We start from the raw sequence: 19,450 nt of genomic DNA, 5'->3' as shown, positions 1-19,450 counted from the left end.
GCAGCTATGGATTTCGCCATGAATATGCGTTCGATCAAGACCATTTGGTGGTGGGCCTGCTGACAGCGGCCTGTTCGAACACGTGCGCGTGAATAGAGAGGGTGGCCGCAACGGAAAGTCCGGGCGGCCATTTGTTTTTTCCAAGCCATTCCCGGGTCCGTTGCCCCAAGAAGCTGATGGAGACGGCAATGACGATGAAGGTTCTGGAAAACGGCGCGGAAAGTTTCGTGACCGCGGGTGGCATCACCATCACCCGCGCGCGCCACGACCGGCCGTATGCGGGCGCGATCGACGCTTACGTCGACGGCCTGAATTCGCGCCGCGGCGCGGTGTTTTCCTCAAACTATGAATATCCCGGCCGCTACACGCGCTGGGACACCGCCATCATCGACCCGCCTCTGGTTATCTCCGCGCGCGGCCGCGCGATGCGTGTCGAGGCCCTCAACGGCCGTGGCGAGGTGTTGTTGCCGGTCATCGGCAAGGCGCTGGGTAGCCTGGCCGATATCACCATCGCCGAGACATCGAAAAGGCTCATCCGTCTCGACGTCGCCAAGCCCGGCCGTGTCTTCACGGAAGAAGAGCGCAGCCGCGTTCCTTCGGTGTTCACGGTGCTGCGCGCCATCACCGCTCTGTTCAAGACCGAGGAAGACGCCAATCTAGGTCTCTACGGCGCTTTCGGCTACGATCTCGCCTTCCAGTTCGACCCGGTAGACTACAAGCTCGAACGCAAGCCAAGCCAGCGCGACCTGGTGCTGTTCCTGCCTGACGAGATCCTGGTCGTCGACCATTATTCGGCCAAGGCATGGACCGACCGCTACGACTATGCCGGCGAGGGTTTTTCGACCGAAGGGCTGCCGCGCGACGAAATCTCCGAGCCGTTCAAGAGCCCCGACCGCATCCCGCCGCGCGGCGACCATGAACCCGGCGAATACGCCGACCTGGTGCGCAAGGCGATGGATTCGTTCAAGCGCGGCGACCTGTTCGAGGTCGTGCCGGGCCAGATGTTCTACGAGCGCTGCGAGACGCAGCCGTCCGAGATTTCGCGCAAGCTGAAGGCCATCAATCCGTCGCCCTATTCCTTCTTCATCAATCTGGGCGAAGGTGAATATCTGATCGGCGCCTCGCCCGAAATGTTCGTGCGCGTCAACGGCCGCCGCGTCGAGACCTGCCCGATCTCGGGCACCATCAAGCGCGGCGACGACGCAATTTCCGACTCAGAGCAGATCCTGAAACTGCTCAACTCGAAGAAAGACGAATCCGAGCTGACCATGTGCTCGGACGTCGACCGCAACGACAAGTCGCGGGTCTGCGAGCCGGGTTCGGTGCGCGTTATCGGCCGGCGCCAGATCGAGATGTATTCGCGCCTGATCCATACGGTCGACCACATCGAAGGCAGGCTGCGCGAAGGCATGGATGCCTTCGATGCCTTCCTGTCGCATGCCTGGGCGGTCACCGTCACCGGCGCGCCGAAGCTATGGGCCATGCGCTTTATCGAGCAGAACGAGAAGAGCCCGCGCGCCTGGTATGGCGGCGCGATCGGCATGGTCAATTTCAACGGCGACATGAACACCGGCCTGACGCTCCGCACCATCCGTATCAAGGACGGCATTGCCGAAGTGCGCGCCGGCGCCACATTGCTGTTCGACAGCATTCCCGAGGAAGAAGAAGCCGAAACCGAACTGAAGGCATCCGCCATGCTCTCCGCCATCCGCGACGCCAAGACAGGCAATTCCGCCAGCACCGAGCGCACCACCGCGCGCGTCGGCGACGGCGTCAACATCCTGCTGGTCGACCACGAGGACAGTTTCGTCCACACGCTGGCCAATTATTTTCGCCAGACCGGCGCCAACGTCTCGACCGTTCGCTCGCCGGTGCATGAGGAAGTCTTCGACCGGCTGAAACCCGACCTCGTCGTGCTGTCGCCCGGCCCCGGCACGCCGAAGGACTTCGATTGCGCCGCAACCATCAAGAAGGCGCGCGCCCGCGAACTGCCGATCTTCGGCGTCTGCCTTGGCCTGCAGGCATTGGCCGAGGCCTATGGCGGCGAACTGCGGCAGCTGCACATACCGATGCACGGCAAGCCGTCGCGCATCCGCGTCTCCAAGCCCGGCATCATCTTCTCCGGCCTGCCCAAGGAAGTCACCGTCGGCCGCTACCACTCGATCTTTGCCGATCCGGTGCGGCTGCCCGACGATTTCATCGTCACGGCCGAGACCGAGGACGGCGTCATCATGGCCTTCGAGCACCGCAAGGAGCCGATCGCCGCAGTGCAATTCCACCCGGAATCGATCATGACGCTCGGGCACAATGCCGGCATGCGCATCATCGAGAACATCGTCGCCCACCTGCCGCGCAAGGCCAAGGAAAAGGCCGCCTGACGATCATGGCCGAAGCCGAGAACACGATGGCGATCGCGGCCAAGGCGGCCGCGAAGCGCAAGGTCGCGAACCTCGCCTTCTGGTCGATTATCGTCGCCTTTGTCGTGCTCGCGCTGAAAGCTGCCGCCTGGTACGTCACCGGCTCAGTCGCACTCTATTCGGACGCACTGGAATCGATCGTCAACGTCATCGCCTCGGTCGCCGCCTTCTGGGCGATCCAGATCAGCCACAAGCCGGCCGACCAGGATCATCCCTTCGGCCATCACAAGGCCGAGTATTTCTCGGCAGTGCTGGAAGGCGTGTTGATCGTGCTTGCCGCGCTATTGATCCTCAACGAGGTCTGGCGCTCCTGGCAGACTCCGTCACCCTTGGAACAGCCTTGGGAAGGTCTTGCGGTCAACGGCGTTGCCACGATTATCAACGCCTTCTGGGCCTGGACGCTGATCCGCGCCGGCAGGGCGGAGAAATCACCGGCACTGGTCGCCGACGGCAACCACATCATGACCGACGTGGTGACCTCGATCGGGGTCTTCGGCGGCCTGGTCGGGGCGATCCTGACCGGCTGGCAGATCCTCGACCCCGCACTTGCCGTCCTCGTGGCGCTGAACATTCTGTGGCAGGGCTGGCATGTCATCGGCTCGTCGATGAACGGGCTGATGGACCGCGCCGTCGACACCCAGGAGCACATGCGCATCCGCGACGTCATCTCGGCCAACTGCAAGGGCGCGCTTGAAGTGCACGACCTCAAGACGCGCATCGCCGGCCGCGCCACCTTCATCGAGTTTCATCTGGTCGTCGACGCAGACATGTCGGTCGGCGCCAGCCATGTCATCTGCGACCGCATCGAGGACGCGCTGAAGGCCGAAATCCCCTCGGTGCGCGTCACCATCCACGTCGAGCCCGACGACGAGGCCAAGCTGCCGAAGGGCACAACCGCCGTGCCGTTTGCCTGAGGCGATTTCCTGTAGCGACTTGGGAAAATTAACCGAAGCTTCTCGACTTCGTCATCCACGGGCGAAGCAGGAGCGAAGCTCCGTCGCGGAGACCCGAAGATCCATGCCGCGACCTTGTCCGTAGAGTGCAGCGGAACAGAATTCTGCACCGCAGCAGCGCTCAGATGTCACGCATGGATCCTATGGTCTGCGCCGCCAGTCTCTATCGGCCTTCCAAAGCTGCCTCAACAAAATCGTCGTCAAGTGGCCCGGTCAAACTGTCGAGCCAGACCCAATCCTGCGCAAGCGGTTCGAGAACGACCGCTCGGCCCTCGCGAAGGATTGAAATCTCGCCGGTATCGAAACGGTATTTCTTCGGCATGCGTACTGCTTGCGATCCGCCAGACCAAAAGACTTTTGCCTTATCCATTCGCGCCCTCCATTGAAGCTCAAGGCGAGCAGGCCGATTGCGGCATCGGCTGCAGCCGATAGACCTTGTCGTCGGATTTCGTCTTTCCGGCGTCCGCCTTCGAACACAGGTCGACGATTGCAAGCGCGCTGTTTGGGTTGGCCAGCATCATCGTGCCGTTGGCGCCACGCTTGAGGAAAATCTCCTTCTGCGCGATGTCGCAGGAGAAATTGCTCATCTTCGTGCTGGCCGCGCAGCGCCACTGGTCGGCTTCGCCCTGGCAGGAATAGGTCTGCGTCACCTTGGCCGATTTCTGCCGTGTGGTGACGGTAACGGCAATGTCGGCGCCGTCTGGCCAATTGGCGGTGTCACCGCCCGAGGCGAAGGACGCCAGTTCTACCTTGCCGCGGAAAACCCGGATCGACTGGGTGAGTTGATCGGGGTGCGAGCCGAGATGCGCTGCATCGTAGTCGCGCCCATAGCAGAACGCCTGGTCCGGCTTCAGCCGCTCGCGTAGCGGAGCTCCGAGCGCAGCGGCGACTGGGTCGATGCGCGCGAACTCCGCCTGGCAGGTCGCTGCCGGCATCGGGTCGAGGCGGAAATTGTCATCCTCCGAGCCGAGCGCCCGCCTGTCATATTCCGCTGCGCCAAGCTCCTCTTCTGATCCGGCATCGAGATAGATGTCGGGCTGCAGATCCGAGAGGAACAGCCGACCCTTGTCATCGACCTTCAGCGACGCAAGCGTCCGGTCGCATTCCATGCCGCAATGGACCGGGCCCGTCTTGCCGTCCTCGGAAGCATGATTGCACCAGCCGCCGGCCCATTCAGGCGACTTGGCGCCGCGCACGGTGGTGGCGATGAAGGCATTGTAGGACGTGTCGGAATTCCCGGTCGGTTCCTCGTTCGGCCGGCTGACCGGATCATGGCCGTAGTAGAAGAAGATCCGCGCCACCTTCTGCTTCGGGTGCGCCTTGAGATGCGCCCCATCATAGACGCGGCCGAAACAGGCATCAGCGCCGTTCGGACTGAGTTCGGTAAGCTTCAGCGCATCGTCGGCGGAGGCCGATCCGGCAAGCGCGCCGAGCAGCACGGCGCAAAACCCGGCGCCGGCAACCGTCTTCCATTCCCCCAACCCAAACGCCCATTCCTTCAACGCCATGTGACCTCTCCTCCGCATCGAAAGGACGCAACGGCAATTTATGCTAGTATTGCGGCTGGAGTCACGCAATTCGCGGTCAGCCGCCAAGCGGAGGAGGATGCCATGCGCCGGCGCGACATGTTCCGCACGGTTCTTGCCGGAACCGGAACGCTTCTCGGTCTGCGGGCAGCACAGGCAGCCGCCACCGAGCCCACAAGGCAAAAAGTCGCCTACCACTTGAGCGACACCGACAAGGTCAATTTCGTGCTCGGCAACATCAAGAACCATTATGAAGGCACCGGCGGCAAGGTCGACATCGTGCTGGTCGTGCATGGTCCCGCGCTCGCGGCCTTCAAGTCGAAAGGCATATCGGCCGCGATTTCCGGGCGCTTCGCCGGCCTGGTGCAGCAGGGATTGGAACCCCACGCCTGCGCCAACACCATGCACGGCATGGACATCACACTCCCCGACCTGCTCGCCGGATTTCATGCCGCCGACAAGGGCGGCGTCGTCAAACTCGCCGAACTGCAAGGCCAGGGTTACGCCTATCTGCGTCCGTAGAGCGGTTTGTTTGACGCAAATCCCCCGGGGAAAGCGCTCACACTTTTCCTTGAATTGCTCCAAGGCTTGAACACCGGGGTGGCAAGGGCCTACGAAGGGCAGGCAGACATCCCGGAGGAAGAACCGTGCCAGCCACCACACTCAGCATACCCGATCTTGCCGGCAAGGCAGTGCTGGTTACCGGTGCATCGACCGGCATCGGGGCGGCGCTCGCGCTGGCCTATGCAGCGCAGAAATGCAAGGTGGCGCTGCATTATAACTCGAGCCGCGACGCCGCCGAGAAGCTCGGCCTGACGATTGCCGACAAGGGCGGCGAGGTGTTTCTCGTCCAGGGCGATTTCTCCGTTGCCGCCGATGTCGAGCGCGTCGTCGAGGACAGTGCGCAATATTTCGGCCGCCTCGACGGGCTGGTCAACAATGCCGGCGGCATGCTCGGCCGCATCCCCTATGCCGAGCAGACCGAGGCGCATTACGATGCGGTGATGGACCTCAACGCCCGTTCGGTGCTGACTGCTTCGCGCAAGGCGATCCCGTGGCTGAAGAAACAGGGCGGCTTCATCGTCAACACCTCCTCGATCGCCGCCCGCAATGGTGCCGGCGGCGGCGCCGGGCTTTACGGCTCTGCCAAGGCTTTCGTCTCCAATGTGACGCGCGGCATGGCAAAGGAGCTGATCGGCTTCGGCATCCGCGTCAACGCGGTGGCGCCCGGCACCATTCTCACCCCGTTCCACGAGCGCTATTCGACCGACGAGCAGATCAAGGGCATGGTCGCCACCATTCCGCAGGGACGCGCCGGCACGGCGCAGGATTGCGTCGGCGCCTATCTGTTCCTCTCTTCCGACCTTCTCAGCGGCTACATCACCGGCCAGGTGATCGAGGTGAATGGCGGCCAGTTGATGCCTTGAACGGCTATCGCCATACTGGCGATCTGCACGCTCTTGTCGAAAACCTCAAAGGAGACAACGGAATGTACGGACTGATCGGCAAGATGCGGGCGTCGCGCGGCCAGCGCGACGCGGTCATGGACCTCCTGCGCGCCAGCACCGGCGCCCTGCCGGGCTGCCTGAGCTATATCATCGCGCGCGATCCCGCCGATGCCGACGCGATCTGGGTCACCGAAGTGTGGACCGACGCCGAAAGCCACAAGGCCTCGCTGCAGCTTCCCGAAGTCCAGGCAGCGATCGCCAAGGCGCGGCCGTTCATCGCCGGCTTCGAATTCCAGGTCGAGACCCACCCCGTCGGCGGCTTCGGCCTAGCCGACAGCAAGACGGGGTGAGTTCGATGCCAATTTTGAGGAGCAATCTTTGACGCAGACAGTAAACATTCGCGATGCGAAAGCTCATCTGTCGCGCCTTGTGAGACGTGCAGCCCAAGGCGAGTCGTTTGTTATTGCCAAAGCCGGCAAGCCGTTGGCCAGAATCGTGCCGATCGAACAGCCGACGCTGCAGGCGCGACGGGTCGGTTTTATGGCCGGCCAGTTTTCCGTCCCCGACGATTTCGACCGCATGGGTCGCAATGAGATCGAGCAACGGTTCAACGCCGGCTTGTGAGACCTGTTACTCGACACCTGGGCGGGTGAAACAATCATTTTTCTGTGAATCGCGGTTCGCATTTTTCGCCCTGCGGGTCTAAGAGCGAAACATGGATTCCTCGGCCGAGCAGCCCTCCCCGGACCTGCCCACACTCGAGCGCATGGCGCGGATGCGCAAGCTCTGGCAGTGGCTTGCCCTGCTGGTTGTTTCCTTGCTGTTTGCCGGCGCGCTGGAACTCGCCGCCCTGCCGGCGGCGCTGCTGATCGGGCCGATGCTGGCCGCCATCGTCGCCGGCACCAATGGCGCCACGGTGCGCGTGCCGCGTCTTCTGTTCGGCTCCGCCCAGGCGATCGTCGGCTGCCTCGTCGCGGCGTCGATCTCGGCCGACATCTTTCCGGTCTTCACCCAGGAATGGCCGCTGTTTCTCGGCGTCGTGGTGGCCACCGTCACAGCCTCCAGCCTGCTCGGCTGGCTGATCAGCCGCTGGCGCATCCTGCCCGGCACCACCGCCGTCTGGGGCTCGTCGCCGGGTGCGGCCACCGCCATGGTGCTGATGGCGGGTGCCTTCGGCGCCGATCAGCGGCTCGTCGCTTTCATGCAATATCTGCGCGTCATCTTCGTCTCGATGACGGCGGCACTCGTTGCCAAGATGTGGGTCGACACGTCTGAGGTCGAAATCCCCGCCATCGTCTGGTTTCCGCCGATCGATGCCCAAGCCTTCGCCGCCACCATCGGCATCGCGGTCGTAGGCGGCCTGGCGGGAAAGTTGTGCCGACTGCCCTCGCCCTTCTTCCTCGGCACCTTCATCTTCGGCACCGTCGTCCATCTCGGCTTGGGCGTGGAAATGCAATTGCCGCAATGGCTGCTGGCCGTCAGCTACGCCATGGTCGGCTGGTCGATCGGCCTGAACTTCACAAGGGCGATCCTGCGCCATGCGGCGCGCGCCTTGCCGCAGATCATCGCCTCGATCGTGGCCTTGATCGCCTTTTGCGGCGGCCTTGCCTTCATGATCAGCCATCTCCTGGGCATCGATCCGCTGACCGCCTATCTGGCGACCAGCCCCGGCGGCATGGACAGCATCGCCATCATCGCTGCAGCAGCGCAGAACGTCGACATCTCTTTCGTCATGGCGCTGCAATCAGCACGCTTCCTGATCGTGCTGCTGATCGGCCCGAGCGTCGCGCGGCTGGTGGCGAGAAGCGTCAGGCAATAGGCAGCGGCTAGTCCTCGCCGCCCTCGCCCACGCTGTGCGCGTCCCGGCGCCAGTAGGCCGTAACCAGGTGGCGGTCGCGCGGCAGGCCCCACTGTTTGCGCACGATCTTGCGGATCTCCCGGAAATCGCCAAATTCGCAACCGACCCAGACGTACAGGCCGTCGGCAAGCGCCATGTGCTTGCGCTCGCGCAAGGCGGCGGACAACAGGCCCGCGGTGCCGGCCTCGCGGCCGTGCCGGTAAAGCCAGGTGATGTCGATATTATCCCCTTGCGCCAGCGCCATCCGGTCGTCCGGCCCATCGATCTCGATCAGCGCCTCAGCGCGTGTTGACGGCGGCAGATCTTCCAGAATCCTGCCTATGGCGGGAAGTGCTGTGTCGTCGCCGAGCAGAAGCAAGGTCTGCGCCACCGGAGCGTCGCCGCCACCGGGTCCGATCATGCCGATGACATCTCCCGCCCGTGCATTTTGCGCGAAGCTGGCGGCGGGCGTCTCCTGGCCGGGGTGCAGCACGAAATCGACATCGAGCCAGCCGCTTGCGGCATCCAGCGCCCGGATCGTGTAGACCCGCACGGCAAGAGCATCGTCGCCCGAAGGCCAGACAATCAGGCCGTCGGCGCCCATCGTCGGCCAGAGCGGCTGGCGGCCAGCCGGCGGCAGCAGCAGCCGCATGTGCAGGCCGCCATGGCTGAACCGGCCGAGATCCTTGCCGGCGAAGCGCAGACGCTGCATATGCGCCGAAATCCGCGTCGACGACATCACCGTGATCTCGCGGAAGAAGACCGGCGTGCCGGCGTCAACGCCGTCGCCTTGCCAATGAATGCCCCTGGTCGTGCCGAGATGTTCGGCGACATGGCCGGCAACCGTCATCTTCATGTAGGACAGGCAGGTTTCGTCGGACGCCGCGACGCGGATCAGTACGCTTTCATCATCGAGCGTGGCGCTCAACGAACCATAATAGAGGCGAAGCTCCCATTGGTCGGCGACGCCGGTGTCGATCTCGAATTCGCTGTGCTCGGCGCGCAGCCGGTCCATCACCGACCTGATCGCCGCGTCGCTGATCCGGGTTTGCGCGCTCAATTGGTCCATCATTCAAGTCCTATGCAACAGTTCGGGGCAAGCGCCGCAGCGCCCCCGCGGTCAGCGGCATGCCACAGCCGCTCAAGCGCTTCCACACAAACATGACTATCACTGTCATATTATGCGATGAACGCCTAGCGCGCCGCAAGGCGATCGGGAAGGAAATCGACGAACACGCGCACCTTCGGCGACAAATGGCGGTTGGAAGGCCACAGCATCCGGAACTGGCCACGGCCGTCGACATGACCGTCGAGAACGGTACGCAGCCTGTCTTCGTGCAGCGCCTCACGCACCAGGAAATCCGGCATGCAGGCGATGCCGAGGCCGGCGATCGTGGCGCCCTTCAATGCTTCCATGTTGTTGCAGGTCAGCATCGAGCGGATCTGCGGTTCAGCGCTTCCGGTTATGAACGGCCACTCCAGCAGCCTGCCGCTGTTGAGGAAGCGGAAGTTTATGCCGAAATGCCTGATGAGATCCGCCGGCTCGCCGGGTGTGCCATGGCGCTCGAGGTAGGAGGGCGCCGCGCACAGCAGCATGCGGAAGGGCGCAACGGGTCTCGACACGAGGCGCGAATCAGGCAGCTCGCCGCTGCGGATCGCGACATCGATGCCCTCGTCGATGACGTCGACGATCCGGTCGTTGAAATCGATGTCGAGTTCGATCTCGGGATAGCGGGCCATGAACTCCGACAACACCGGCAGCAACAGATGATAGGTGACGATCGGGGTGGATATGCGCAGCCGCCCACGCGGTGTTTCCCGTGTCCGCGACAGCATCGCCTCGGCATCGTCGATGTCGTCGAGGATGCGGCGCACCCGCTCGTTGAACAGCTTGCCCTCTTCCGTCAGGCCAATGCGCCGCGTGCTGCGCTGCAGGAGCCGCACGCCGAGTTCCTGCTCGAGCCGGGCGACACTTTTGCCGACAGCGGAAGCCGAGATGCCAAGCGCCCGTCCGGCAGCGACGAAATTGCCGAATTCGGCGGTGCGGGCAAAGGCCAGGAGCCCGTTGAGACGATCCATCGTGTCATTCCATTCGAGCGTTTCAGTCCGATATACCAGGAGATATAACACTATTCTTCCTGAAATGCCGACGACCTATCTTGTCATCACGACCGGCTCCGCAATCGCGCGGCCCACCGGCGAGTGCTGTTTCAGATAGGAAAATCCATGACTTCCAGGACCACAACCGGCTCTGCCGAGAGATGGCTCGTGCTCTTGTCCGTGTGCCTTGCCGCGATGACGATGCCATTGACCTTCACCGGTCCGGCCGTCGCTCTGTCGCGCATCGCGGCCGATCTCGGCGGCAGTCCCATCGAGCTCAACTGGGTGACCAACGCCTTCATGCTGACCTTCGGCGCCACCCTGATGGCGTCGGGCGCCCTGGCCGACAACCACGGCCGCAAGCGCCTCTTCCTCGTCGGCCTCTCCCTCTATATCCTGGCATCACTGGGCGCGATGCTGGCGCCGGACATCATCTGGTTCGACATCTTCCGGGCCGTGCAGGGGATCGGCAGTGCGGCCGCCTTCGCTGGCGGCGCCTCGGCACTCGCCCAGGAATTCGAAGGGCCATTGCGGCTGCGCGCCTTCAGCTTCCTCGGCACCAGTTTCGGCATCGGCCTCGCCTTCGGCCCGATCGCGTCGGGCCTGCTTATCTCCGCATTCGGCTGGCGGTCGATCTTTCTTCTGGTTGCGGCACTCGCGATTGCCGCCGCCATGCTCGGCCTGCGCACCATCAGGGAATCGCGCGACCCGGATGCGACGGGCCTCGACTGGGCGGGAGCCGGCACCTTCACGATCGCGCTGGCGTCGCTGACCTATGGCGTGCTCCAGGCGCCGCAGAGCGGCTGGGCTGATCCCCTCGTCGTCACGCTTCTGGCCGCTTCTATCATCTGTTTTGTCGCCTTCGTCGTTGTCGAGCGGCAAGCACAACGGCCGATGCTCGATCTCACGCTGTTTGCCTACCCCCGCTTCGTCGGCGTCCAGTTCCTGGCTGCGGCACCCGCTTACGCCTTCGTCGTCCTGCTCGTCCTGTTGCCGATCCGTTTCATCGGCATCGAAGGGATGAACGAGATCAAGGCCGGGCAATTGATGATCTGCCTCTCAGGTCCGCTGCTGATCCTGCCGATGCTCGCCGGCCAGCTGGCGCGCTGGATCGCACCGGCCACCATCTGCGGTGTCGGCCTGCTCGTCGCTGCCGCCGGGCTTGTCTGGCTGAGCCTGACACCACCGGTCGATAGTGCGCTGATGGCGCCGCTGATGCTGATCGGCGTCGGCATCGCTCTGCCCTGGGGATTGATGGACGGGCTTGCGGTCAGCGTCGTGCCGAGGGAGCGCGCCGGCATGGCGGTCGGCATCTTCAACACCACCCGCGTCGCCTGCGAGGGTGTGGCGCTGGCGATCGTCATGGCGACGCTTTCCGGCTTTGCCGCCGCGCAGCTCGCCGCACAAGGAATGGCATCTTCGACGGACGCAGCGGCGGCAGCCCAGTTGCTGGTGACCGGCAATCTCGGCGAAGCAGCACAACATTTGCCCCAAGCCGGAGCCATTGTTCTGGTCCAGGCCTACGAGACGGCGTTCGACAGGCTGCTGATCGTGTTGGCGGCGATCACCGTCGTCACCGCCCTTGTCGTCTTCCTTGGCCTGCGTCGCGTATCGGCTTCGGAGCGCGAAACCGCCCTGCCGGCATGCCAGGAAGGGTAGCCGTCAGCGGACGGGCCTCCCTATCAATCCAGCCTGTGCATCAGGTCCTCATCCAGCCAACGGCCGAAGAAATAGACCAGTTGCTTGTGCCACCACGGCCAGTCGTGGCTGACATCGCCGCCCCAGTAATCGACCCAGGCGGGAATGGATTTGTCGCGCAGGATCTGTTCCAACCTGCGCGTCTCGACCAGCATCCGCTCTTCCCAGGCGCCCTGCCCGCAGCAGAAGATCAGCCTGAGCGTCTTCAGCCGGGCCAGCAGTTTGGGATCGACGATGCCGGGCAGATAGTCGAGCGGCGAGTTGTAGAAGATATCGCCCTCGAGCGCCCTGCCGAAAAAATCGCGCGCCGAATAGACGCCCGACAGCGCGATGACGCCGCTGGCGAGTTCGGGAAAGCGGAAGACGAAGTTCGAGGAGTGATAGCCGCCCATCGAACAGCCCGAGAACAGCGGCTTCAGCTTGCGCCCGCCATTGGCCTGCTCGGCCGTGGACAGGAAGTCCGGCAGCGCCTCCTCGCGCACATAGCGGAAATAGGCCTCGTGGCGGGCAATGCGATGGGCCGCGTCGGCATGCTTGTCGAAGAAGGATTCCGAATCGACGCCGTCGACCGTGAACAGCTGGATGCGGCCGGTGTCGATGAATTCGGCCAGTGCGCCCACCCCGCCGGAATCCTCGAACTGGTAGAACCGGCCCTGCGAGGTCGGAAACACCACCACCGGCCGGCCGGCATGGCCGTAGCGCTTGTATTCCATGTCGCGGCCGAGTTGGCTCGAGAAATTCTTATGATAGGAAATGTCCATCGCCTCACGCCTTTTCCGCGTGGATGTACGCGACCGCTTCGCGCAGCGCTGCTTCGTCTTTCGAGCGCATCTGGTAGGCGTAATTTCCCATGGCGCGGCTGAAAACCTCTTCGATGGCCTGATGGTGGACGATCTTGTCGCGGTGCGCGGCTAGCACGTCCTCATGGCTGTGCAAATAGTGGAGGCGTCGCTTGCGGCTGGCATAGGCGGTGAAATATTTGCCCTCGTAAGGGCCGCCGGCGGCATCCCTGACCACCATGTCGGCCCACGCCGCATAGACATCGATGTCGAACGTATAGTTGATCGCATCGGTCATCCACGCGCCGGGCGGGCGCATGTTGACCTCCAGCGCGACACGGTCGTCCTTGGTCTCGAACAGCTCGATGTGGAAGAAGCGTTCCCGCACGTCGAATGCTTTCAGGATCTTTCGACCGGCCTCCTCGACCGCCGGGTTGATCCTGGGAAAGCAGGTGTAGCTCATGTGGCGGTCCTTGTTGACCACCTCCATGACGCTCTGGTCGTAGCGGTGGCTGGCCGCCAGCACCACCTCGCCGTCGCGGTTGACCAGCCCGTCATAGGTCACCACCAGCCCCTCGATGAACTGCTCCATGACGAAGGTCACGTCCTCGGGCTTGTCCCGGAAGAACTGGTCGAGCTCCTTGGCGTTGGAGATCTTGAAGGTGTTCGATGCGCCGGAACCGCTGTCGGGCTTGACCACCACCGGATAGCCAACGCGCCGGATGAAGGTCATGGCCCCGGCGCGGTCGGAACATTTGCGCTGCGCGATGGTGTCGACGCCGCTCTTGCGGAAGAAGGCACGCATGCGGCTCTTGCGCTTCAGGTTCTTCACGAAATCGAGCTTGGTGCCGTAGATGTTGAAATCGGTGCGGATGTTGGCTTCCAGCTCCAGCCAGTGTTCGTTGAGCGATTCAAAGCGGTCGATGCGGCCCCACTTGTGGATGAAATGCCCCATTGCCCGGAACACCGGATCGTAGTCCTCCATGTCGGCGACACGGTAGTACTCGCTGAGCGCCGCCTTCAGCTTGGCGTCGAGCGCGTCATAGGGCGCGTCGCCGATACCGAGCACCCTGGCCCCGGCCTTCTTCAAACGGTCGCAGAAATCCGCGCCATTGGCGGGAAAATGCGGCGAGAAGAACACGAAATTCATGGACGACCCCTCCCGGCGACTGGACATCGCAACCCGTCGCCCAAGTCTGGCGCATTTGCCGCGCCTGGGGAAGAGCACGCGCGTCGGGGTGCCGCCCGTCTCAACCAGCCGGCAGACAAATCGGACAACTCATCTGCTGCCTAATCCGGACGACTGCTTACGACACGGCCTGCCGAACTCAGCTGAACAAAGGCCTGGCGGCGGCAGTCAGTTCGGCGGTGTTGGCAGCTTTTGTGCCGAAAGTTTTTTAATGATAGGAATTTTTTCTTGACTCCCTGCCCTCAGCTAAGGTACATTTTCATCCATGGTGCTGATTTGCGCCAGTGACCCGCCGAACAGGCGGGTTTTTCGTTTGACGCTTCGTCGGCCAACGCGCCGGCAAAGGCTCCGAAGCCCGTTAACCCGGATTCGTTGTCCTGCACGGCCTGCGGCCCGCTTCATCCCCAGCCTCCATTCGCTGGCGATAAAACCGGACAACTCACGTGCTAATCCGGACAACTCATGTGCTTACGACACGGCCCGCGGCCCACTTGCCTCCCACAAGCCGCTCCTGTAAGAGAACCGCCATGAACACGCGCGCCAGCAACGCTTCCCGTCCGACCGGTTTTTCCGGCGAGACCGTGCGCGCGCTGGCTTCGACCCTGCTTCTTCTCGGCCTTATCGGCGATCGCCGGGTTCGCTGAAGGAGCGCCCGGCGGTCGAACCGCCGCGCAAGCGCATGCTCCTTGGCAATCACATCAAGCGAACGAAATTCTGGTAAAGGCGCCGCTCGCCATCAATCCACCTGAAGGTGGATCCATGAGCCGCCGGGAGAAACGACGATGAACGCACGAGAAGAGATCCGCTCCGATGCCGCGGTAGCCGACACGGATTCGGCCAAAGGCATGCCCGACGCAGCCCGCAAATATCAGCCCTATCCGACCGTCGGTCTCACCGATCGCACCTGGCCCTCGAAGGTTATCGACAAGGCGCCGATCTGGTGCTCGGTCGACCTGCGCGACGGAAACCAGGCGCTGATCGATCCTATGGGCCATGAGCGCAAGGCACGCATGTTCGGCCTGCTGCTCGACATGGGCTTCAAGGAGATCGAGATCGGCTTCCCGTCGGCCTCCCAGACCGATTTCGACTTTGCCCGCTGGTGCATCGAGGAAGGCAACGTACCCGCCGATGTCTCGCTGCAGGTGCTGGTGCAGTGCCGGCCGGAGCTGATCACCCGCACCTTCGAGGCGCTGAAGGGCGCCACCAACCCGATCGTCCATTTCTACAATTCGACCAGCGAGCTGCAGCGTCGCGTCGTCTTCGAGAAGGACGTCGGCGGCATCAAGCGGATCGCCACCGACGCCGCCAAGATGATCACCGACATGGCGGCCAAGGCCGGCGGAGGCTTTCGTTTCGAGTATTCGCCGGAAAGCTTTACCGGCACGGAGCTGGAAGTGGCGCTGGAGATCTGCAACGCCGTCACCGAGATCGTCAGGCCGACCGCTGACAACAAGCTGATCATCAACCTGCCCTCGACGGTCGAGATGTCGACACCCAACATCTATGCCGATCGCATCGAGTGGATGTGCCGCAACCTCGACAACCGGGAGAACCTGCTGGTCTCGCTGCATCCGCACAATGACCGCGGCACCGGCATCGCCACCACCGAGCTCGGCCTGATGGCCGGCGCCGACCGCGTCGAAGGCACGCTGTTCGGCAATGGCGAGCGCACCGGCAATGTCGACATCGTCACGCTGGCGCTGAACATGTACACGCAAGGTGTCGATCCGTTGATCGACTGCTCCGACATCAACCGGATGAAGGACGTCTATGAATATTCGAACCAGTTGAAGATCCCCGAGCGCCACCCCTATGTCGGCGAACTCGTCTACACCGCCTTTTCCGGTTCGCACCAGGATGCCATCAACAAGGGCATGAAGGCGCTGAAGAAGGCCAATACGAGCCTGTGGGAAGTGCCCTATCTGCCGATCGACCCGGCCGATGTCGGACGCAGCTACGAAGCCATCATCCGCATCAATTCGCAGTCCGGCAAGGGCGGCATCGCCTATGTGCTGCAGGCCGATTACGGCCTCAATTTGCCGCGCAACCTGCAGATCGAGTTCAGCCAGGAAATCCAGGCGATCACCGATGCCGAGGGCAAGGAAGTGCCGGCCAGGCGCATCTACGAGCGCTTTCTCGAGACCTATGTCGACCAGCCCGGCGCGCGGCTGAAATTCCTCGATCACCACACCTATCCCAGCGCCGAGATCAAGGGCCGGCGCGTCGTCGAGGCGGTCATCCTCGACAACGGCAAGGAACTGACGATATCGGGCACAGGCACCGGCCCGATCGACGGCTTCGTCGATGCGCTGTCACGTCATCTCGGTGTCGAGATGTCGGTGCTCGACTATTCCGAGCACTCGATGCAGCGCGGCTCGAACGCGTCGGCCATTTCCTATGTCGAGATGGAATATCCCGGCGGCAAGCTGTTCGGCGCCGGAATCAACACCAACATCGTCGCTGCCTCGCTGGAAGCAGTGATGTCCGCCGCCAACCGTATCGTCGGCAAAAAAGCCGGCTGACGCCCGACGGCAACAAAGATCGGAACCGTCCCAATCTGGTGATCGGTTCCGACCTTTCGGGCCGTTAACCACCGCGGAATTATCCGGTGGGTACGTGATCGCATAATGGGGTGTATACTTGTGTGGTGGTGCGGGACCTATATGATCGCGCCTCAACCTGTGCCGACTTCGAGAGGATCGACACTTGCAGCATGCCACGCCTGCCGCCCCCGCAGTGCGCGAGACACTGGAGCGACTGCTTGCCAGCCAAACGTTCGGCCGATCCGAACGCGCGCGCAAGCTGCTACGTTATCTTGTCGAACGTGAACAGGCCGGCGAAGCCGACAGGCTCAAGGGCTTTTCCATTGCCATGGATGTTTTCGGCAAGGACGGCGATTTCGACCCGTCCACCGATGCCGTGGTGCGGGTGCAGGCAGGCAGGCTGCGCGAGCTTCTGCAGCACTATTTCGCCAATGAGGGAATTGCCGAACCGGTCCGCATCGCCATTCCGCGCGGCGGCTATGTTCCTGCCTATGAATCGAATGCGATCCGCCTGCCGGATATTGCCGAGGCTGTTCCCGAACTCAGGCTGGACGGCGCCGCATCCGCCGGTCGGTCAAACGAAGCCGGCACGGGCACGCCGGAGGCGATGTCTCTGACTTCCGTACCGACTTCGCCTGCCCCCTCGGTGGCGCGCCATCTCCGCTTTTTCTGGATGGCGATCGCCCTGGTCATCGCCATGCTGGGCGTACTGATCCTTCGCCAAGGCAGCACTGCCTTGCTGGCAGGCGGCGACATCTCGGCAACGCCGGAGACCGCTGGCGCAACCGCAAGCATCACATCGTCGGCAAGGGCTGACGCCCTGCCGCAAGTCTATATCGGACTCAAGGCTGACGGCTCCGACGCCAGCCGTGTCGCCGCATCGCTGCGCGCCGGCCTGAGTGGCTTCGATACGATCGACTTCATCGGCCGCGACACCGTCAACGATCCAGCCGACGACGCTGCGAGCTTCATATTCGACATCCTGCCCGGACCGGACGCGGGCGATATCACGATAGAACTGCAAAGCATGGCGTCCGGACGGGTGCTTCTATCGCGCAATCTCACCCCTGCCGACAGCGCACCTGCGGCGGTCGAAGACCGTATTGCCGACATGCTGAGCTCGGCACTCCCCGCCTCCGGCACCATCTACAACTATATCGAGCAGACCGGCACGCCAAACGGTCTGACGCAGTGCCTGCTGCTCAACGGCAAATATTACCTCGACCAGAACGCCAGGACCCATGAGGCGGCCTATCGTTGCCTCGAAAAGCTGGCCAATGGTGGAACCAAGTCCTCGCTCGTCTATTCGGAACTTGCTTCCCTGCATCTCGAGGCGGTGTCCGATCATTACGCCTATCCTCCCAACGCGACGATTGAAACAGCCGTCGAGTTTGCCCATCGCGGCGTGCAGATGGGTCCGACCAGCCCTTATGCGCATCGCGCCTACGGCTATGTCAGTTCGCGCCTCGGCAATACGGACGAATCAATCCGCTGGATGCGCAAGGCCTATGAACTCAACCCCTACGATCTCGGCATGGCCGCCGCTTACGGCTACGGGCTGATCTTCGCCGGACGCTACGCCGAGGGAACGCCGATCCTCGATCATGCGGCGGAGACCTTCAGCGGACACCCGACATGGTGGGACTATGGGCTGTTCGTCGGTGAGCTCATGCTCGGCGACACGAACAAGGCAGTCGCGGCCAGCATGGCACTGAGAACGACGGCAACGAAATCACACTATCTGGCGGCACGGCTGATCGGCGCCAAGGCTGCCGGACAGGATCATTTGGTGAGCACGCTGCTGAAACAGTTGACCACCGAGTTCCCCAAATTTGCCGCCGATCCGCGGGCGACTTTCGTCGAGCGGAAATATCCGGCCGACCTGACCGACCGGCTGGTTCAGGCACTGCGTGCTGCCGGGCTCGGCAGCCCGAGCTGACACCATCGACGTCCGCGGACTGGCTGCGCCGTGTCCCGATGGATTTACTGCGCTCCGATCGCCGAATGCCGGTTGATCCCCAAGTTCTGTACACAACCGTACAAATCGCGAAAATTTTACTGGTCATCATGTCGGACTAGGAGCAATTCAGCCACGATTGGTGTCGCGCATTCTGCAATAACAAAAAATCAGCTTTCATGACCGCATCACTTTTTGCCGCCGAAGAGGGTGTTGGCTCGAAGGCCATCGTCCTGCTGCACGGTTTCGGCGGCTGCCACGATGTATGGCGCGAGGTGATTTCCGCCCTGACGCCTTCCACGCATACGCTGGCCTATGATCTGCCTGGGCATGGGATGTCGCTCGACTTTCCCGCCGCCGGTCCGGCCAGGGTGGCGGCCAAGGCCGTGCTGACCGACCTCTCGGAGCGTCGGCTGAAGCGCGTTCATCTCGTGGGCCACTCGATGGGTGGTGCCGTGGCGGCGCTGATGGCGCTGGCCGAGCCCGAAAAGATAGCCTCGCTGACGCTTCTGGCGCCGGGCGGCCTTGGCCCCGAAATCAATGGACCGCTGTTGCGCCGCTATGCCGAAGCCGCGGATCGGTCCGAGATCCGCTCCTGCCTCTCCGTGATGTCGGGACCTTCTGCCCTGCCGCTCGAACATACGGTAGACATCCTTTGGGAAATGCGCAGGCGACCCGGCCAACTCGAAAAGCTGGTCGGGATCGCGGCCGCCATGACCGTGGACGATCGGCAAGGCGTCATCCCGCACGATCGCCTCGATCGGCTGAACATGCCGGTAATGGTGGCATGGGGAACCAGCGATGCGGTGTTGCCCTTTACCCAGGCGGATGACCTGTCGGCGCATTTTCACGTGCACCACGTGCTGGAGGCGGGCCATATGCTGGCCGAGGAAGCACCCGACCTCGTTGCCGAGATCATTCGCCGCAACACCAGCCGCCGCGCCAGGCCGCACCGCCAGAAATTCGCCGCAGCAGCCAGCTGACCTTTTCGCGCACGACGACC

17 protein-coding genes are annotated in these 19,450 nt (G+C 63.0%); 11 read left to right on the top strand and 6 right to left on the bottom strand.

Annotation, left to right across the window (positions count from 1 at the left end):
• The first annotated feature begins 188 nt into the window (after positions 1-188).
• Complete coding sequence (locus MESCI_RS10555; RefSeq protein ID WP_013529939.1) at positions 189-2,378, top strand: anthranilate synthase; 2,190 nt, start codon at positions 189-191, stop codon at positions 2,376-2,378.
• Positions 2,379-2,383: 5 nt separating this feature from the next.
• On the top strand, positions 2,384-3,331 hold the full coding sequence (locus MESCI_RS10550) for a cation diffusion facilitator family transporter (RefSeq protein ID WP_013529938.1): 948 nt from the start codon (positions 2,384-2,386) through the stop codon (positions 3,329-3,331).
• Positions 3,332-3,533: 202 nt separating this feature from the next.
• On the opposite strand, the gene MESCI_RS10545 is transcribed toward MESCI_RS10550, so the two are convergent.
• A complete protein-coding gene (locus tag MESCI_RS10545; RefSeq protein WP_013529937.1) occupies positions 3,534-3,740 on the bottom strand; it encodes an antitoxin in 207 nt (68 codons plus the stop codon).
• Positions 3,741-3,759: 19 nt separating this feature from the next.
• A complete protein-coding gene (locus MESCI_RS10540) occupies positions 3,760-4,878 on the bottom strand; it encodes a hypothetical protein (protein ID WP_013529936.1) in 1,119 nt (372 codons plus the stop codon).
• Positions 4,879-4,980: 102 nt separating this feature from the next.
• Here MESCI_RS10540 and MESCI_RS10535 point away from each other — a divergent pair, with 102 nt between their 5' ends.
• The 5 genes from MESCI_RS10535 to MESCI_RS10515 all read left to right on the top strand — a co-directional run bounded on the left by MESCI_RS10535 (position 4,981) and on the right by MESCI_RS10515 (position 8,163).
• Entirely contained in the window at positions 4,981-5,418 is a 438-nt protein-coding gene (locus MESCI_RS10535) for a DsrE family protein (RefSeq protein ID WP_013529935.1), read from the top strand.
• Between the two features lie 125 nt (positions 5,419-5,543).
• The gene (locus tag MESCI_RS10530; RefSeq protein ID WP_013529934.1) at positions 5,544-6,323 is read left to right on the top strand and encodes an SDR family NAD(P)-dependent oxidoreductase; all 780 of its coding nucleotides are present in this window, start codon (positions 5,544-5,546) and stop codon (positions 6,321-6,323) included.
• 62 nt (positions 6,324-6,385) lie between these two features.
• Complete coding sequence (locus MESCI_RS10525; RefSeq protein ID WP_013529933.1) at positions 6,386-6,694, top strand: putative quinol monooxygenase; 309 nt, start codon at positions 6,386-6,388, stop codon at positions 6,692-6,694.
• A gap of 28 nt (positions 6,695-6,722) precedes the next feature.
• Positions 6,723-6,968, top strand: coding sequence for a type II toxin-antitoxin system Phd/YefM family antitoxin (locus MESCI_RS10520; RefSeq protein ID WP_013529932.1), 246 nt, complete (start codon positions 6,723-6,725; stop codon positions 6,966-6,968).
• 91 nt (positions 6,969-7,059) lie between these two features.
• Positions 7,060-8,163 (top strand): AbrB family transcriptional regulator, encoded by a 1,104-nt coding sequence (locus MESCI_RS10515; RefSeq protein ID WP_013529931.1) that lies wholly within the window; start codon positions 7,060-7,062, stop codon positions 8,161-8,163.
• A gap of 7 nt (positions 8,164-8,170) precedes the next feature.
• Here the strand turns inward: MESCI_RS10515 and MESCI_RS10510 are convergent, their stop codons facing one another.
• Together MESCI_RS10510 and MESCI_RS10505 are read right to left on the bottom strand one after the other, a co-directional pair.
• Positions 8,171-9,250 carry a siderophore-interacting protein gene (locus tag MESCI_RS10510; protein WP_063170323.1) on the bottom strand — a complete coding sequence of 360 codons (1,080 nt, stop codon included), beginning with the start codon at positions 9,248-9,250 and terminating at the stop codon, positions 8,171-8,173.
• A 125-nt stretch (positions 9,251-9,375) separates the two neighbouring features.
• A complete protein-coding gene (locus MESCI_RS10505) occupies positions 9,376-10,260 on the bottom strand; it encodes a LysR family transcriptional regulator (RefSeq protein WP_013529929.1) in 885 nt (294 codons plus the stop codon).
• 147 nt (positions 10,261-10,407) lie between these two features.
• Between MESCI_RS10505 and MESCI_RS10500 the strand changes: the two genes are divergently transcribed.
• Positions 10,408-11,940 (top strand): MFS transporter, encoded by a 1,533-nt coding sequence (locus MESCI_RS10500; protein ID WP_013529928.1) that lies wholly within the window; start codon positions 10,408-10,410, stop codon positions 11,938-11,940.
• 23 nt (positions 11,941-11,963) lie between these two features.
• On the opposite strand, the gene MESCI_RS10495 is transcribed toward MESCI_RS10500, so the two are convergent.
• Together MESCI_RS10495 and MESCI_RS10490 are read right to left on the bottom strand one after the other, a co-directional pair.
• Positions 11,964-12,740, bottom strand: coding sequence for an esterase family protein (locus MESCI_RS10495; RefSeq protein WP_013529927.1), 777 nt, complete (start codon positions 12,738-12,740; stop codon positions 11,964-11,966).
• 4 nt (positions 12,741-12,744) lie between these two features.
• Complete coding sequence (locus tag MESCI_RS10490) at positions 12,745-13,908, bottom strand: ATP-grasp domain-containing protein (protein ID WP_013529926.1); 1,164 nt, start codon at positions 13,906-13,908, stop codon at positions 12,745-12,747.
• Between the two features lie 821 nt (positions 13,909-14,729).
• Between MESCI_RS10490 and leuA the strand changes: the two genes are divergently transcribed.
• The 3 genes from leuA (at position 14,730) to MESCI_RS10475 (ending at position 19,430) form a co-directional block, all read left to right on the top strand.
• Positions 14,730-16,469 (top strand): 2-isopropylmalate synthase, encoded by a 1,740-nt coding sequence (leuA, locus tag MESCI_RS10485; RefSeq protein WP_013529924.1) that lies wholly within the window; start codon positions 14,730-14,732, stop codon positions 16,467-16,469.
• A 184-nt stretch (positions 16,470-16,653) separates the two neighbouring features.
• Positions 16,654-18,429, top strand: coding sequence for a tetratricopeptide repeat protein (locus tag MESCI_RS10480; RefSeq protein WP_013529923.1), 1,776 nt, complete (start codon positions 16,654-16,656; stop codon positions 18,427-18,429).
• A 197-nt stretch (positions 18,430-18,626) separates the two neighbouring features.
• Positions 18,627-19,430, top strand: coding sequence for an alpha/beta fold hydrolase (locus tag MESCI_RS10475; RefSeq protein ID WP_013529922.1), 804 nt, complete (start codon positions 18,627-18,629; stop codon positions 19,428-19,430).
• Positions 19,431-19,450 lie beyond the last annotated feature (20 nt).

It is taken from the genome of Mesorhizobium ciceri biovar biserrulae WSM1271, assembly GCF_000185905.1.
GTDB lineage: Bacteria > Pseudomonadota > Alphaproteobacteria > Rhizobiales > Rhizobiaceae > Mesorhizobium > Mesorhizobium ciceri.
Note: the sequence above shows the minus strand (reverse complement) of the source record. Positions and strands in the feature narration are given on the sequence as shown.